Origin of the sequence: Parafrankia sp. Ea1.12, assembly GCF_900465275.1 — a bacterium.
GTDB lineage: Bacteria > Actinomycetota > Actinomycetes > Frankiales > Frankiaceae > Parafrankia > Parafrankia soli.
On sequence record NZ_UBIZ01000402.1, the window covers coordinates 1 to 16,012 of the forward strand.

12 protein-coding genes are annotated in these 16,012 nt (G+C 73.4%); 3 read left to right on the forward strand and 9 right to left on the reverse strand.

Annotated elements, in window-relative coordinates:
* Nucleotides 1-601: 601 nt before the first annotated feature.
* Complete coding sequence (gene bldC / locus FMEAI12_RS23300) at nt 602-808, reverse strand: developmental transcriptional regulator BldC (protein ID WP_006540950.1); 207 nt, start codon at nt 806-808, stop codon at nt 602-604.
* A gap of 152 nt (nt 809-960) precedes the next feature.
* On the reverse strand, nt 961-1,791 hold the full coding sequence (locus FMEAI12_RS23305; RefSeq protein ID WP_020464584.1) for a hypothetical protein: 831 nt from the start codon (nt 1,789-1,791) through the stop codon (nt 961-963).
* Between the two features lie 415 nt (nt 1,792-2,206).
* Here FMEAI12_RS23305 and FMEAI12_RS23315 point away from each other — a divergent pair, with 415 nt between their 5' ends.
* Together FMEAI12_RS23315 and FMEAI12_RS23320 are read left to right on the forward strand one after the other, a co-directional pair.
* A complete protein-coding gene (locus FMEAI12_RS23315) occupies nt 2,207-3,307 on the forward strand; it encodes a Glu/Leu/Phe/Val dehydrogenase dimerization domain-containing protein (RefSeq protein WP_071064923.1) in 1,101 nt (366 codons plus the stop codon).
* Nucleotides 3,308-3,606: 299 nt separating this feature from the next.
* Complete coding sequence (locus FMEAI12_RS23320; RefSeq protein WP_018503970.1) at nt 3,607-3,813, forward strand: DUF3073 domain-containing protein; 207 nt, start codon at nt 3,607-3,609, stop codon at nt 3,811-3,813.
* Between the two features lie 383 nt (nt 3,814-4,196).
* Here the strand turns inward: FMEAI12_RS23320 and purM are convergent, their stop codons facing one another.
* From purM to FMEAI12_RS23335, 3 genes are all read right to left on the reverse strand, one after another.
* On the reverse strand, nt 4,197-5,360 hold the full coding sequence (gene purM, locus FMEAI12_RS23325) for a phosphoribosylformylglycinamidine cyclo-ligase (RefSeq protein ID WP_112107843.1): 1,164 nt from the start codon (nt 5,358-5,360) through the stop codon (nt 4,197-4,199).
* Nucleotides 5,354-7,321, reverse strand: coding sequence for an amidophosphoribosyltransferase (purF, locus tag FMEAI12_RS23330; protein ID WP_112107844.1), 1,968 nt, complete (start codon nt 7,319-7,321; stop codon nt 5,354-5,356). The genes purM and purF overlap by 7 nt, the downstream gene beginning before the upstream one ends.
* A 394-nt stretch (nt 7,322-7,715) precedes the next feature.
* The gene (locus FMEAI12_RS23335) at nt 7,716-8,639 is read right to left on the reverse strand and encodes a sterol carrier family protein (RefSeq protein WP_235014355.1); all 924 of its coding nucleotides are present in this window, start codon (nt 8,637-8,639) and stop codon (nt 7,716-7,718) included.
* Nucleotides 8,640-8,803: 164 nt separating this feature from the next.
* Here FMEAI12_RS23335 and FMEAI12_RS37315 point away from each other — a divergent pair, with 164 nt between their 5' ends.
* Nucleotides 8,804-12,895: a sacsin N-terminal ATP-binding-like domain-containing protein gene (locus FMEAI12_RS37315; protein WP_200835392.1), complete on the forward strand. Its 4,092-nt coding sequence runs from the start codon at nt 8,804-8,806 to the stop codon at nt 12,893-12,895.
* 10 nt (nt 12,896-12,905) lie between these two features.
* On the opposite strand, the gene FMEAI12_RS23350 is transcribed toward FMEAI12_RS37315, so the two are convergent.
* The 4 genes from FMEAI12_RS23350 to FMEAI12_RS23365 form a co-directional block, all read right to left on the reverse strand.
* Entirely contained in the window at nt 12,906-13,175 is a 270-nt protein-coding gene (locus tag FMEAI12_RS23350) for a DUF2530 domain-containing protein (RefSeq protein WP_071064927.1), read from the reverse strand.
* A 76-nt stretch (nt 13,176-13,251) separates the two neighbouring features.
* On the reverse strand, nt 13,252-14,304 hold the full coding sequence (locus tag FMEAI12_RS23355) for a sulfotransferase (protein ID WP_112107845.1): 1,053 nt from the start codon (nt 14,302-14,304) through the stop codon (nt 13,252-13,254).
* 197 nt (nt 14,305-14,501) lie between these two features.
* Nucleotides 14,502-15,140 carry a flavin reductase family protein gene (locus FMEAI12_RS23360; RefSeq protein WP_112107846.1) on the reverse strand — a complete coding sequence of 213 codons (639 nt, stop codon included), beginning with the start codon at nt 15,138-15,140 and terminating at the stop codon, nt 14,502-14,504.
* A complete protein-coding gene (locus FMEAI12_RS23365) occupies nt 15,137-15,730 on the reverse strand; it encodes an NADPH-dependent FMN reductase (protein ID WP_112107847.1) in 594 nt (197 codons plus the stop codon). The genes FMEAI12_RS23360 and FMEAI12_RS23365 overlap by 4 nt, the downstream gene beginning before the upstream one ends.
* Nucleotides 15,731-16,012 lie beyond the last annotated feature (282 nt).

Here is a 16,012-nt window from a genome sequence, read left to right on the forward strand (position 1 = left end):
GCCGAACCGGCGCTGATGGCGGCGTCCTGGTAGGACCAGGCGTTCGGCGGCTGCCCGGCCGGGCGAACAACCCGACGGCCGGACACAGGGCCACCAGCAGCACCACGGTGAGAAAGGCCAGGAGGGCACCCGGCATTCGGGCCCGCGGACCACGTCGACCCACGGCCCGGCCGCCGGCTGTTCCCACCATGCGAACAGCCTCACGGGCGCCGCCGAACCACGCAAGATCGCGCATGGCCCCAAGCTCCCGCGCGGCATGACGAACGCCGCCCCGAGTTGGGGCACGGCGAAGGCCGCCCCGAGCCGACATGGCGACGGCCGTCCCCAGCCGCCCTCCCAAGCCGCCGTTCCGGCCGCGACGCGGGTGCGTGCGCACCCGCGAGGCGGGCTGGAACGAACGAAACCGACGGACAGCATGGGTGCCGCCCGTCGGTTTCGACACGTGAACCACCACCGCCCTCCCGGAGCGGTGGAGAGTTCAGGCATATGGGACGTCCGCTCAGCAGGCGGGTCCGGCCGTCGGGTTGTTCGCCCGGCCGGGCAGCCGCCGAACGCCTGGTCCTACCAGGACGCCGCCATCAGCGCCGGTTCGGCGCAGTTATCAGATGTCACTTCCGATGCTCGGAACTCCCTTCAGCAGGGCACGCACCTCCGCCTCGCGGTACCGGCGGTGACCGCCCAGAGTCCGGATCGAGGTCAGCTTTCCGGCCTTGGCCCACCGGGTCACGGTCTTCGGGTCCACCCGAAACATCGTGGCCACCTCGGCGGGCGTCAGCAGCGGCTCGGCATCCGGCGTTCTCGTCGTCATTGCGTTGGCCTCCCGTCACAGAGCGTCGCTCCGTCCCATACAGATCGTGCATCCTTCGGGGGCATTTCGGACATGGCACGTCAGGACCATCTGCTGACTAGTCACAGCTCGTCCGAAGCGGAGGGCAACGCTGCGCTAACAGGCGGCGCCGATCAACTGGCAGATTCCCGTGACTGCAGGGGTCTCCACCTGATCAGCACTCGTTCGTACGCCTCGACCGCAAGGTCTGTTCGCCCACGGCGTAACGCGCTGACCGCCTCGACGATGTCCTCGACGGATGTGTCCCGCCGCAGCATGTCGTCGTCCAGCAGGTCAACTAGCCCGTCGTAGTCCAGTTCGACCCTGCTCTGCGGATGGAAGGACCCCAGCCAACGGGCCAGCTCGGCGACGCCCTCGATCGCGGGGGCGTCGGTGTTCGCCGCCCGGAGGGTCTCCATCGCCTCCACCGCGCGGCCGACCCGGCGGCGAGCGAGGCTCATCGTGGTCCGGTAGACCATGGAACGGTCGGCGCTGTCACCGGTGACCAACGCCCGCTCCGCTGGGTCGAACAGTACGAACCAGGTCGGCGGCACCATCCAGGTGCAGGTCTGGACATGGACCTTGATCTCGGGCCGGCGTGCCTTCCACCGGTCGAGCTCTGTCTCCGCCGGGTCCACCAGCCGGCGCGGGAGGAAGGCCTCGGCGACGCGCTCCGGCATCAGCCCGCGGAACTCCATCGCCGCCTGCCACACCCGCAGCTGCGTCGACCACGGGCAGACGAACATCAGGCCGTCCGCCCACTGGACGAAGGCGGACTCGTCGGCGACGTCCAGCGACGGCCGGACGGCCGCCACCAGCGCCACGACCCGCTCCCGCCGGGCGCCCGCGCGCCGCGAGGGCGGCCCCGAGGCCGCGTACCGCTGCCAACGGACGCGGTCCGCGGGCGGGAAGGCGGCCAATGGCTCGTAGACCCGCAGGTAGGCAGCGGGTGAGACGACAGCCACGCTAGACACCGGCCTCGACGGCGGCGTCACCCGCGATGCCCGCCGGCAGCGGGATCGCCACGGACGCCGACCCCCCGTGGAGGGCCGGAACAGGTGCGGACATGCCCCTGGATCCTGGCATGCCTCCGATCCTGGCACGGACCACGGGCGCGGCGGGCCCGGCGGCGATGAGAGGTCGGGCAACCCGCGCGATCGCCCCGGTGAGACCCGGTAGCGCCAGCCGCACCGCAACCCCGCCGGACCCCCTCCCGGGCCGGCTCCGCGCCCGTCAGGGCCGCCCGGACGGCGGCGGCCCGCACGACAGGAGCCGCGCGGGCCGGGCCCGTAATGTTCGCCGCAGCGGCCGGCGGGAGCCCGCCGCGCACAGGGCTCACGGGCCGTCGGCTCGCGGAGCCGTCCGGAGGGAGGCTCGGTCATGTCAGCGGTGGTCGGCACGTCCACGGGAGTCTCGTCGGTGTTCGAGGCCGGCGCGGAGCACGAGCAGGTGGTGTTCTGCTCCGATCGGGCCAGTGGCCTGCGCGCCGTGATCGCCATCTACTCGACCGCGCTGGGGCCGGCGCTGGGAGGCACCCGGTTCCACGCCTATCCGGACGAGGCGTCCGCACTGGCCGACGCCCTCGCGCTCTCCCGCGCGATGGCCTACAAGGCCGCCTGCGCGGGCCTGGACCTCGGCGGCGGCAAGGCCGTCATCCTGGGCGACCCCGCCCGCGACAAGACCGAGGCGCTGCTGCGCGCCTACGGGCGCTTCATCGCCTCGCTGGGCGGCCGCTACGTGACGGCCTGCGACGTCGGGACGTACGTCGAGGACATGGACACCGTCGCCAGGGAGACCCGTTGGGTCACCGGCCGCTCGCCGGCGCACGGCGGCTCGGGCGACTCCGGGGTCCTGACCGCGTACGGCGTCTTCGAGGGGATGCGCGCCTGCGCCCGGCACCGATGGGGGACACCCTCGCTCGCCGGGCGCAGGGTCGCCGTCAGCGGGGTCGGCAAGGTCGGCCTGCGCCTCGTGGGGCACCTGGTGGAGGAGGGGGCGACCGTTCTGGCCGGGGATACCGATCCGGGCGCCCTGCGGCGGCTGGGCGCCCGCCATCCCGACGTCCAGCTGGTGGCCGACCCCGACGAGCTTCTCCGGGCCGAGGTCGACATCTACGCGCCCTGCGCGCTGGGCGGGGTGCTCACCGACGAGGTCGTGCCCGCGCTGCGGGCGGAGATCGTCTGCGGCGGGGCGAACAACCAGCTGGCCCACCCGGGCATGGACAAGGTCCTGTCCGACGCGGGCGTGCTGTACGCGCCCGACTTCGTGGTCAACGCCGGCGGACTGATCCAGGTGGCGGACGAGATCGAGGGGTACTCCCCGGAACGGGCCAGGGCCCGGGCCGCCCGGATCTTCGACACGGCGCTGGACATCTTCCGGCTCGCCGAGGCGGAGGGCGCCACCCCGGCGGTGGCGGCGGGACGCTTCGCAGAGCGCCGGATGACCGACATCGGCCGGCTGCGGGGCATCCTGCTGCCCTGACCGTCACCGGCGGGCACGCCCGGAACCCGTGTGCCAGCACGCCTTTCCCGCCCCCGGAAGCCGTGACGCTGGGCACATCGGGCACCGGCGCGCGGGCGTCGCGGCGGGCCCGCGGGCCCGCTGTCAGGGGAGTCCCGGGACCATCCGTAGGGGTCAGATGATCTCCGCCGTGTTGTCCGACGACAGGTAACTGTCGGGTTGGCGTGCCGAGTAGGCTGCGATCCCTGTAGTCTCGGGAAGCACGAGACAGTGAGAGCACCGGGGCGGGTCCCCGTCGTCATGTTCGAGGGGGTCGAGCCATGGGGCGCGGCCGAGCGAAGGCCAAGCAGACGAAAGTCGCCCGCGAGCTCAAGTACAACTCGCCCACTATGGATCTCGACCGATTGAAGGCGGATCTGGGCGCGGGTACTACGCGGGAGACCGAGAGCGACGAACCGTACTCGGATGACGACTACGGTTACGACGCCTACCTGGACGATGAGGACGAGCACCGCTCGTCCCGTTGAACCCGGGGCTGCCCCGGCCGACGCCGGGCCTCCGGGAAATCCGGGGGACCGGCTGCGACCACCTGGCGACAGGTGGTCGTCCATGTCGGCAGCAGATCGAGTCCGGTACGCCCGCCTCGCGCGGGCACACCGGGCGCCGAGCCAGGCTGGGCGGAACTGTCGGTGTTCCGTCCTAGAGTCTCAGAGGTCAGGATCTTCCCGACCGAGGAGCCTCCCATGTCAGTGATGGCCGGCCGCCCACGTGGATGTCCCGCGGGCAGGTGTTCGGGCTGGTCCGCACGCGGCCCCCGACGAGCCGGCTCGTGACCGGCCGCCTCTTTGCCCGGGCGGCCGTGGCGGGGCGAGCCGCACCAGGGCCGCCCGTGGCCGGGCCGCCGGCCGCGTCAGGGGTGGGTGCCCACGAGGCGCGCCACGCCGTCCTCTCCAGCTCCGCCGGGCAGCGGCTCGACCCGTCCCGCGATCCAGGCAGCGACGCCGCGGTCAGCCAGCGTCCGCACCACGGCCTCGGCCTCGGCGGGAGCGACGACCGCGACCATTCCGACCCCCTGGTTGAACGTGGCCTCCATGTCGGCCTCGCTCACCCCGCCGCGCTCGGCGAGCAGGCCGAACACGGCCGGCGGAGCCCAGGTCGATCTCTCCACGACGGCAGCCGTCCCCGGCGGGATCACGCGGGCCAGGTTCGCCGCGAGACCGCCGCCGGTGATGTGGGCGAAGGCGTGCACCTCGGCCGTCTCGATGACGGCCAGGCAGTCCCGGGCGTAGATGCGGGTGGGCGTGAGCAACGCCTGTCCGAGCGTCGTCCCCAGGGCCTCTTCGCGCCTCGCCAGTGCCTCCCGACCCGCCACGGAGACGCCTCCGGGCTGGTCAGGCTCGACCGGACCGAACAGGATGTGTCTTACCAGCGAGAAACCGTTGGAGTGGAGACCGGATGACCCCATCGCGACCACCACGTCCCCCGGCCGGACCAGCTCCGGCCCGAGCACGGCGTCGGCCTCGACGACCCCGACCCCCGTCGCGGCCAGGTCGTAGTCGTCGATTCCCATGAGGCCGGGGTGCTCCGCGGTCTCGCCACCCACCAGGGCGCACCCGGCCTGCTCGCAGCCGGCGGCGATCCCGGCGACGATCGAGGCGATCCGCGCCGGCTCGAGGGAGCCACAGGCGATGTAGTCGAGCAGGAACAGCGGCTCCGCGCCGCAGACAACGAGATCGTCGACCACCATGGCGACCAGGTCGATGCCCACCGTGTCATGGACGTCCATCGCCCTGGCCAGGGCGATCTTCGTGCCCACGCCGTCGGTGGACGAGGCGAGCAGCGGGCGCCGGTAACGGGCCACGTCCAGCGCGAACAGGCCCGCGAAGCCGCCGAGTGACCCGACGACCTCGGGCCGGGTGGCGCGGGCGACGTGCTGGCGCATGAGCTGCACGGCCCGGTCGCCGGCCTCGACGTCGACCCCGGCGTCCCGGTAGGAGACCGAGCGCCCCTCGGTGGTGCTCCCCTGGCCGCCGGCCTCTGAGCCCTGGCCGGATCCGTTGGCGTGCCTCACCACCGCGCGCTGCCCAGCGGTGCGCCGTCCACTGCCACCTCGTCCACTGTCATTCCGTTCACCGTGGCCCCGTTCGTGGCGACTCCGTTCGCTGCCATGCCGTTCGTGGCCACCCCATTGGCTGCCACGCCGTTCGTGATGGCTCCGTTCGTGGCCAACCCGTCGGCCGGTGCGCCGTCGACCGCCACGGCGTCGGCTCTCGTCCCGTCGGGCCGTGCCCCGTTCGCGCGCGCGGCGCCGACGTCCTGGGCGGGCTCGAGCGGGACGGGTTCGAGGTCGAGATCGAGATCGTGATTGTCGGGGGACGGGTCCGCGCCGTTCATCCCCAGGGTCACCCGCTCCCGGAGGGCCTGCGCGATGACCTCCTCCGTGGTCTGCGGCCCGAACGGCTCCAGCCGGTACTTGCCCAGCTTGTCCGAGTCGGCGAGCGGAACCGGGTAGATGCCGTCGAAGCAGGCCCGGCACAGCGCGTCCGCCGGCTGCTCGGAGGCCTCCACCAGCTCCTCGAGGGAGACGTAGGCGAGCGAGTCGGCGCCCAGCGAGCGCCGGATCTCCTCCACGCCACAGCCGCTGGCGATCAGCTCGGCGCGGGTGGCGAAGTCGATGCCGTAGAAACAGGGCCACCGCACCGGGGGCGACGAGATCCGCACGTGCACCTCGGTCGCCCCGGCCTCGCGCAGCATCCGCACCAGGGCCCGCTGGGTGTTGCCACGCACGATCGAGTCGTCCACGACGACGAGCCGGCGGCCCTCGATGACGTCGCGCAACGGGTTCAGCTTGAGCCGGATGCCCCGCTGGCGGATGGTCTGCGACGGCTGGATGAACGTCCGCCCGACGTAGGAGTTCTTGACCAGGCCCTCACCGAACGGGATGCCGGACGCCTCGGCGAAGCCGACCGCGGCCGGCACACCGGACTGCGGGACCGGGATCACCAGGTCGGCCTCGACCGGTGCCTCCCGGGCGAGCCGCCGGCCCACCTCGACCCGGGTGGCGTGCACCGACCGGCCACCGATCGTCGTGTCCGGGCGGGCGAGGTAGACGTACTCGAACAGGCAGACATGCCGGTCGGCCTGGGCGAACGTGAGCGAGCGCGGGCCGCCTGCGTCGATGACGACCAGCTCACCGGGCTCGATCTCGCGGACGAAGCGGGCGCCCACGATGTCGAGCGCCGCGGTCTCGCTGGCGACGATCCACGCGCCGTCCGGCCGGTCGTCGAGCCGGCCCAGCACCAGTGGATGGATGCCGTGCGGGTCCCGCGCCGCGTACAGGGTCGACGCGTCCGCGAACGCCAGCGAGAAGGCCCCCGCCAGCCGGGGCAGGACGTCCATCGCGGCGTCGACCAGGGTCGGGCCAGGATGCGCGGCGAGCATCGCGGTGATCAGGTCGGAGTCGGTGGTGGCGCCCTGGCCGCCCTCGCTGTCGCCGAGCGACCCGGCCAACTCGATGATGTTCGTCAGGTTGCCGTTGTGGCCGAGCGCGATCGGCCCGCCGAAACCCGCCGTCCGGTAGGACGGCTGGGCGTTCTCCCAGGTGGACGAGCCTGTGGTCGAGTACCGGGTGTGCCCGACGGCCACGTGCCCCGACAGGCTGGAGAGGGTGATCTCGTCGAAGACCTGGGCGACCAGACCCAGTTCCTTGAACACGACGACGGTGCGGCCGTCGCCGACCGCCATCCCGGCGGCCTCCTGGCCGCGGTGCTGGAGGGCGTAGAGGCCGTAGTAGGTGAGGTTCGCCACGTCCTCCCCGGGCGCCCAGACACCGAAGACGCCACAGGCGTCGCGCGGGCCGGGATCGTCGTCGAGAAGATCGCTGTCGAGAGGATCACCGCCGAGAGGATCACCGTTGCGCGGGGCACCGTGGAGAAGGCCGTCGCGACGGCGGCCGTCGCGAGACTGCGGCGGGCGGCGGACGGACGTCGACTCCCGGCGAGATGCGGGGTCGTCGCTGTGGGCGACGTGTGGCACCAGGTCTCCTAGAGAGGTCAGGGTGACCGAGATGTCGGGAGGAACGGGGCGGGTTCAAGGCAATGTCGTGACACCCCCGGGCATGACGACACTCACATCAACCGACAGCCACGGGAAGCACCCCGGGACCACCCGACGTTCACGCCCGCCCTCGACTCCCCACATAACCAACGCTAGCAGCGGGGACGCCGATCGGCCGGTCGAGCGCGATCTCCCCCGTCACGCGACGCAGAGGTCACAAAGAAAACACGACAAACACGCACACCGGCCCGCCCGGTTGCGACCAGACAAACATCCAGGCGCCGTCAGGCGGACGGCGGGTGCCGTCGAGCGGGCGGCGGATGCCGTCAGGGCAGGCCGGCCCGGTGCTGTCCGGCAGGCGGGCCGGATGCGGTCAGGCGAGCAGCGGCAGCAGGAACCGTAGATCGGCACGCTCACCGCTGGCGCGGATCCGGCCGTCGGCGAGCGCCGCCTCCCAGGCCAGCCGGCCCGTCGCGATCAGGACGAACGCGGCCGGGTCGGCCTCGACGACGTTCGGCGGTGTACCGCGGGTGTGCCGAGGCCCCTCGACGATCTGCACGGCGGAGAAGGGGGGCACCCGCAGCTCCACCGCGTGCCCCGGAGCGCGCTGGGCGAGCATCGACGTGAACAGCCGCACGACGGTCTTCAACGCGGGGCGCGCCGGGGGCACACCCAGGTCCAGGCCGTGGACGACCGCTTCCACCGCTCGGGTGAGCAAAAACTCACCCAACCGCATACGCCCACCCGGGGTGATCACCAGCCGGTCGGCGATCTCGTCCGGTGGGAGGCGAGCCAGGTCCGCCGCGGCGCCCGCGGCGGCGTCCCGGAAGGCCACGCGCACCGCCTCCGGAGCCTGGCCGGCGGCGAGATCCCGGACCGTGGCCGCGATCGCCCCGGCCCGGGCTCCGGTGCCGGCCAGGTAGTCGGCCGCGGTCACGAGCGGCGCACCGCCGGTCCGGGCCAGGCTCGACTCCGCTCCCGAGCCGCCCGCCGGTCCTCCGCCCGAGCCGCCCGCTGATCCCCCGGCCAGGCTGGGCGTTGATCCCCTGGCCAGGCCTGGCGCCGGGTCCCCGCGCAGCGCGGCGCTGAGGGTGAGTGCCGAGCGCGCGGTGTGCAGCACGAGCTCGGCGGTAGTCCAGCCGGGCAGTGCGCTCGGGGCCGCGAACGCCTCGTCGGGGAGCCCGCCGACGTGGCCGGAGATCGCCTTCCACTGCTCCTCCAGGGCCCCTGGCAGCGCCGGAGCGAATCCCGCCGCGCCGCCGCGCGCATCGCCGTCCTGCGCATCGCCCCGTGCCACCGGACTCGTCTCCCCTCTCGTGCGTGCCGCCGTCCCACCGCTGTCCCACCGGCGTCCACACGGCGCTCGCGCACAGCGGTCCCGCGCGGCGGCGGCGTCTCTCGGGACGCCGGTCGCGGCACCCCTCGCCGCTCGGCCGTCCCGCCACGGGCGAGGATGAGGCCGTGGATGCCACCCCGTTCGACACCGCGGCGCTTCGGGCACGTGTCATCGAGGCGTGGGCCGCCTCCGCGAGCCGCTTCCGGGAGGACGCGAACGCCGAGGAGGACGCCGCTCTCGGCGCCTACCGGGACCGCCTGCTCGTCGAGCTCCTCCAGAACGCGGTCGACGCGGCGGCGGCCGCCGGTGTGCCGGCAAAGGTACACATCAGGCTCACGTCGGAGCAGCACCCGCACGGCGGGCCGGGTGGGCTGCTCGAGGTGGCGAACACCGGCGCCCCGCTGACCGCCGCCGGCGTCGAGGCCCTGTCGACGCTGCGCGCGTCCGCGAAGCGCGACGTGCAGGCAGTCGGCCGCTTCGGCGCCGGCTTCGCCGCGGTCCTCGCGGTGACGGACACGCCGTCGATCGTCTCCCGGGCGCCCTCGGGCCCCGGCGACGCGGCGGACTGGCGTGACGCCGACCAGCACAGTACGGACCAGCACAGTACGGACCTGCGCGGGGTGGAACGGCACGGCGTGGCGTGGCGCGGGGTGGAGTGGTCGCGCCAGCGCACCGCCGACCTGGTTGTCGCGACGGGCGCGGACGCACTGCGCCGCGAGCTCGACCGCCGCGCCGGCGCCGTGCCCGTTCTGCGCCTGCCCTTCGACCTCGGCGACCCGGCGTCCGGGCCCGGCGACGGGTTCGACACCGTCGTCCGGCTGCCGCTGCGGGACACGGCGGCGGCGGCCACGGCACGCGAGCTCATCGCCGCGTTCGACCCCACGCTGCCCCTCGTCCTGCCCGGCCTTGAGGAGATCGTCGTCGAGGTGGACGGCGACGTCCGAACCCACCGGTGTGTCTGGGAGCCGGTGCTCCCCGGGCCGGACGGAACCGACCTCGAAATCGCCACCGTCGACGGCACGCGGTGGCGCGGCTGTGTCCACCGCGGCTCGATCCCGTCCGAGCTGCTCGCCGACCGCCCGGTCGAGGAGCGTGACAGGACCACCTACAACGCCCGGGTGATGATCCCGGACGGCGGCTGGCCCGCCGAGGTGGCGCAGGTGGTGCGCGCGCCGCAGCCGACCGACGAGGCCGTCGGCCTGCCCGCGCTGATCAGCGTCGACCTGCCGCTCGATCCGTCCCGACGGCACACCGTGCCCGGGCCCCTGCGGGACTGGCTCACCGACCGGCTCGCCGACACGGTCGTCGCGCTCGCCGCTCACCTGGCCACCGCCCGACCGGACGGCGCCGAGAGCGGTGACCACGGCGCGGACGGGGAGCGCCACGCGGCTCCCGATCCCCTCACCGTCCTGGACCTCGTGCCGACCGGGCTGCCCCGCAGCGAGGTGGACGGCCGGCTGCGCGACCGCCTGCTCGCGCTGCTGCCGGACGCCCCCGTCCTGCCGGGCGGCCGCCGCGGCCGGGACTGCCTCGTCCTGGACCTCGGCCCCGCCACGGACGCCGTCACCGACCTGCTGCGCGCGGGCGCCGAGACGGGCTCCGGCACCGACCTCACCGGGGGCGGGGCGGGCGCCGGTGACCCCCGCCATCCGGACGGCGCGGCCCTGACAGACCTGGCGGACCTGGACCTGGACCGGACGGAGATGACGGACCCGGACCTGGCGGACTTTGCCGCGGCGGGGAAGGCTGACGAGGCCGCGGCCGACGAGGCCGTGCTCGACGGGCTGCTGCCGGCCGAGTTCGCCACCCGGCGCCGCCGGCCCGCCCTCGACCTCCTGGGCGTCCGCCGCCTGGACACCGGGGCCGTCGTCGAGGTCCTGCGCGGCATGCGGCGGACGCCGTCCTGGTGGGCCGGGCTGTACCCGCTGTTGCTGACCGCACCCGACCGGGACGCCCTGGGCGCGCTGCCGGTTCCGGTCGTGGTCGTGCCCGACGGCGACGACCTCGGCTCCACGCCGGCCTTCGCCCATGCTGATCCGTCCACCGGGACCGGACCGGACGGGGGTGGAGCCGACCTGGCGACACCACCCAGCCGGATGGTCACCGGACCGCGCGGGGCCCTGCTACCCACCCCCGATCTGGACGTGGTGGCCCTGGCCCGATCGGGGCTGCCGCTGCGCGTCGTCCATCCCGACGCGTGCGCGGGTACGGCCCGCGACGCGCTGCGGACCCTGGGCGCCTCGGAGGGCACGCCGGCCGGGGTGCTGCGGGACCCGGCGGTACGCGAGGCCGTCACCCAGGCCGACCCCGACGACGACCCCGGCGAGCTGGACGCCCTCGCCGCCGCCGTACTCGCGCTGGTGCGCGCGATTGTCCCGGATGGACACACCGCTCATCCGGACGAGCACGCCACCAGTTCAGACGGGCGCACCGTCCATTCGGACGGGCACGACCGCAATGACGGGCTGGACGGCGGCGGCTTCCCGTCCGACACCGTGGGTGATCCGCACCCGGAGCAGGGGCCGTCCGCGATGCCGTCGTGGCTGGGTGGGCTGCTGCTCCCGGAACAGGGCGGCGGCTTCGCGCCCGCGTCCGAGCTGGTGATCGCCGACGGACCGCTCGACCGCCTGCTGGCCGAGGACGCGCCGTTCGGCGCCCTGGACCCACGGCTGAGCACCGCCTGGCCGGACCATGTCCTCGAAGCCGTCGGCGTCCTGCGGACCTTCGGCGTCCTCTACGCGTCGGACGTGACCCTCGACCCGGACGAGCCCGTCCTGCTCGAGCTTGACGACAGCGACACCTGGGCGGATGACGTCCACGATGCCGCCGACCGGACGGGGGAACGGGGCACCGCGGCTTCCGGTGACGGGCGAGGCTCCGGCCGCGGGCCCGGCGCGGCTGGCGTGCCGGGTGGACACGGTGTGCCGGGAGCGCACGGTGTGCCAGGGGCGCCGCGGGTTGTCCGGCATTTCGCGGCCGTCCGCGACCTTGAGCTCGTCGACCCCGACGCATGGCCGGAGGCGCTTGCGGAGCTCGCCCGCCCGCCCCTGCGCCGGGTGGTTCTCGGCGCCGAACCCTCGTACACCCGCTGGTGGCTGGCCCGGCACGCGCTGCTGCCGGTGGATGGCGACCCGGACACCCGGCTCCCCCCGGGCGAGCTCGTCCTGCCCGGCGCCGATCCGTTGCTGACCGGGCTGTTCGCGCCGGGTGCGCCGCTGCCGGGCGTCGACCCGGAGCTGCTGCGCCGGCTCGGCTGCCGGCTCACCCTCGACGACGTGCTCACCGACCCGGACGCGGTGATCGACCTGCTGGACCGGCTCGGCGACGCCGACCGCGAGATCGGCTGGCCGGCGGCCCGGACGCTCTACATGGCCGCGGTGAGCGCGGCCGGCCTGCTCGGGGCCGACCCCTCCGGCACGACCGGCCCAAGGCTGGATCCGCCGCTGACCGTACGAACCCCGACCGGGGTGTTCCGCTCCGCCGACGTGGTGGTCGTGGACGCACCGGACCTGCTCGAAGTGATCGGCGCCGACCATCCCGCGCTGCGCCTGCCACTGGATCGCGCCGCCGAGGCCGCGCACATCCTCGGGCTGCGTCTCGCCTCGGAGCTGGCCGACTTCGCTGTACTGGACGAATCCACTGGACTGGGTGGATCCGCTGGACTGAGCGAATCCGCTGGATTCGGTGGATCCGCTGTTCTGATCGACAGCACCGTTCAGGCCGGCGGTTCCATCGCTGGCAGCGCTGTCTCGGCCGGAGCCGGCACCGGTCGCGGTGGTACCGGTGGCGGTGGCGTCAGTGGCGTCCGCGGTGCGGTTCCGGGCAGGGCCGTGACGAGGACCGTCATGGTGGCCGGCAACGCGGTCGTCGTCGGGAGCGCGACCCTGGTCGGGGCCGCGGACACCCCGGATTCGCTCGACGGGGTCGACCTGGCCGCGGTGCCGGGCGCCGCACGTCCCCTCGTCGCGCGGTACCAGGTCCATCCCGAGCTGTGGATCTCAAGCCTGGGCGGGGGACGGGTCCGGGTGCCGTGGCGGGTCGTCGGCAGCATCGGCGGTGAGATCCACGTCGACGCCGAGGCCGGCACGGACGCGCTCGCCCGGGCTCTGGCCTGGCGGGCCGGCCAGTGGGAGCGCCGGCACGGACTGGCCGCCGCGTTGCGGGATCCCGACGGCGCCGGCCGCCGTCAGGCCGAGGACGACCTCGACGATCTTTGACTTCTGGTGCTCAGTCGGGCTCGGCGGCGGTCGCGCGCAGCCGATTCCGGCGTCGCACGACGACCCACAGGCCCATGAGCCCGAGCACGAAGCCGACCGCCGCCGTCGCGATCCACCAGAGCCGGCCATCCGCCCGCAGATCGTCGGCGAACGGGATCATGACCAGTAGGGCGATCAGCCACATGACGGTGCCGACCGCGACGGAGCGGACACCGTCGTAGGGCAGCGGACGCAGTTCCACCACGTCCGGCTCGGCCTTGTCACCCGCTTGTGTGCTCATCCGGGCCGACGCTACCGTCTTCAGGCCGCGCGTCCACCTCCGGCAGGTCAGCCGTCGGCGGGCCGGCGGGCGCGGGTCAGCGGCCGGCGGTCAGGGGGAGGTCGCCGCGGTCGAGCCACTCCGCGAAAGAGGATCCCGTCAGCTGGCCGAGTAGGGCGATGTCGTCCCGGAACCGGTCGAGGACCTGTTCGCGCAGGCCGGGCGGTGGCGGCGGACCCGGCCTGAGGCTGCGCCGCAGCTCGGCCAGCACGGCGTCCATCGGATCGACGGCCGCCGGGACCGCCTCCCTGACAACGCGCGTCGTGCCGGGATCGATTGTCGCCGGCGCGAAAATCCGGCTGTCGCACCCGAAACCGGCCGCCGGGTCGACCGCCCCGACGAATCCGCAGACGCGGCGCAGCACGGCCGCGGGTTCGAGGACCAGGTCCCGGTAACGCACCAGCAGCACCTGGCTCGGCGGAAACAGGGTGTACAACCGCCGCAGCTGGACGCCGTACCTCCCGAGCTCGGCGTACCGCCACCTGCGACTCCAGCCGGCCGCACACCGTTCCTCCTCGGCGTCGAGCGCCTCGATCAGGGTCGGCAGCGGTTCCAGCCCGGTCCTTCGGTGCGCGAGCCAGTTCGCGTAGGCGCGCTCCACCGGGTCACGCAGGACGGCGATCATCCGCAGATAGGGCAGGAGCTCGTGCATCCGCCGCTGGGCGGAGAACTCGGCAAGGTAGTAAGGAGTGCTCTCACCGCGCGGACGACGCCCGTCACCACCCCGGAACAACGTCTCATAGTCCGAAAGGCACCAAATGTAGTTCTCGCTGGTTAAGCCAGCACCGCCCGCGGCCCGAGATCCCCCGGTGCCAGCGAGGTCACCGGAGCCACCGGGGCCGGAGAGACCGGTGGGGCTGGCGGAACCGCCGAGACCAGGATGGCCGGCAGGGCCAACGGGACCGCCGGAGCTGGCACCGCCGCCGTGGCCGGGGGGGCTGGCGTCGTCCCGGGGACGTCCGGAGGTCAGGAAGTAGCCCGGTTCCGCCACGGGGGACATCGCCAGGCCCAGGTGGCGGGTGAGCGCGGCGTGCAGGCTCGACGTCCCGGCTTCGGGAGCCCCGATGACGACGAAATCAGGCAGCGCCATGCCGGCCCTCCTCCCGGGCGGAAAAACACGCGCACACCAAGAGTATAGCCCATATTCTCTACCAATTAAGTAGACAATATGACCGCGCGTAGCGAAAGTGTGGCGACTGAGTGAGTCCATGGACTCACTCAGTCGCCACACTTCGTCGGAGCTCCGCCCGACCCGGAGTTATCGGGGGGCTTATGGGGGGATTATTCCTATTTGTTGGGGTTGATGGTGCCGTAGGCGCCGTTGTGGTAGATGAGGGGCTGGGACTGGCGGTGGGAGCGGGTTTCCAGGACTTCGGCGATCACCAGGTGGTGGTCGCCTGCGTTCAGCCGGGAGTGAATGCGGGTCCGTAGCCACACGGCCGCGTCCACCAGCAGTGGCTCGCCGGTGGGCAGGCTGCGCCAGCGGGTCGGTTCCGCGAACCGGTCGATGCCCGAGGTCGCGAACCGCGCGGCGAGCTCCTGCTGGCCGTCCGAGAGCAGGTGGACGACGAGGGTGCCGGCGGCGAGCAGCGCCGGCGCGCTCGACGACGTCGCGGACAGGGACAGCGACAGCAACGGCGGATCCGCGGAGAGGGAGGCGACCGACGTCGCGGTGAAGCCGACCGGACCCCGGGGACCGATCATCGTCACGACGGTGACCCCGGCCGCGTGCCGGCGGAACGCACTGCGCAGCGCCGCCGGGTCGACCGCCGCCCCCGACTGCGGCGCCGCCGGCACCGGAACCGGTGCGGGAGCCACCGAGACCGAGGGCACCTGGGACAACGGGGACGCCTGTTCCGGTGCTGGAGCCGTCCGTGGCTGGTCCGGGTGCGGCGAGGGGTCGCGGCCGAGGGTGTCGAGCGTCATCGAGCCGTCTCCACGAGGTCGTTTTCCACCCGGACGTCCTGGGCGAAGAGCGCCGTCCCGGTGTGTGCGGCGACGCTGGCGCGAAGCACGGGGGCGTGCGAGACAACCCAGGAGTCGACCACGATGTCCAGGTCCGGGAGCTGCTCCTCGATTACCGCGAACGACCGGGCGGGGACGGTCGCACCCAGTTCCACGAGGACCGGGCGCAGGTAGAGCTCCCCGGCCACCGAGTGGTCCGGCGCCGCCGAGATGACCACCGGTACGGCGGTCGCCCCCCGCAGCGCCCCACCGGGCAGCAGGTCCAGGAACGACTTGAGCAGACCGGTGTAGCTGCCCTTGTAGACCGGCGACGCGACGATCAGCAGATCCGCCTCGGCCGCGGCCGTGAGGGCCGCGGCGACCCGGCCGTCGTCGGCGAAGAGGTACCGGGCCAGCGTGGAGAGATCGATGATCTCGATGCTCGCGACCGGCAGCTCGTCCGCAATCCGCTCCGCGAGGAAGCGGGCGAGGGTCAGCGTCCGGGAGCCGGGCCGTGGGTTGCCGATGATGACGACGAGGCGCGGCGAAGCGGGAGATGCGGTCTGTGGCATGAGCGGCCTTCCGGTCAGGATGGACGTCGCGGAGCGGGTTCGCTGGCTGGACTTCGCGCGAGTTCGTCCTCGTCACTCACCGTCACTCATCGTCGCCATCGCTCGTCGGCACTGTCACTTGTCATCGCTGGCACTGGTGCATTTGTCGTCGCTGGTCACCGATGGCACGGGCGTCCGGCACCCGGGTGCGCGGGCGTTCGCGCCGGTCGGCGGAACCGTGCCGCGGGGACGGCCCGGACCGCGACCGGGAGGGTGCCGAGCCTGATCCGCCAGCCGTGCCTG